The sequence below is a fragment of the Nitrosopumilus sp. b1 genome (assembly GCF_014078545.1).
GTDB lineage: Archaea > Thermoproteota > Nitrososphaeria > Nitrososphaerales > Nitrosopumilaceae > PXYB01.
Genome location: NZ_MU078811.1, coordinates 1 through 562 on the forward strand (window position 1 = coordinate 1; position 562 = coordinate 562).

A 562-nucleotide genomic window follows, 5' to 3' on the forward strand; every position below is an offset into this window, starting at 1 on the left:
ACGAATAGTTGTAGATGAGAGAGAAAGAAAAAGCGGAATTCCTGAATTGCTTAGAGCCGTTGGAATAAACATGGAAGTAAAAACATTGCCTGTAGGTGATTATATTGTTGCACCAGAAACTGTCGTTGAAAGAAAAAGTCTGCATGACTTGGTATCATCAGTTTTTGATGGAAGATTATTTGATCAATGTAGTAGATTAAAAGAACATTTTCAATTTCCAATTATTTTGATGGAAGGAAATGTAGATGAAATTGAAGAAATCACTGAAAACCCTCTAATTTTTTATGGTGCAGTGTCTCGTGTTGCAATTGATTTTAAAATACCTATTATTCCTACTCCAAGCGCAACACATACAGCAAAACTCCTAGTCTCAATGTGCTCTAGAAAAGAAGGACAGCAAGGACCTTTCCTTAAAAAAATTAAAAAATCAAATGATATTCAAAAACAGCAATTATCTTCTCTCACTAGTCTTCCAGGAGTTGGTGAAAAATTAGCAATTCGTATGCTAGAAAAATTTGGCAACCCCTTACGTGTATTTAATGCATCTTTATCTGAGCTAGCA

General features: G+C 34.0%; 1 protein-coding gene. It reads left to right on the top strand.

Translation table 11 applies throughout. The features are described 5' to 3' along the window. A partial coding sequence (locus C6988_RS11055) for an ERCC4 domain-containing protein (protein WP_182135507.1) occupies nt 1-562 on the top strand: 562 nt, incomplete at both ends.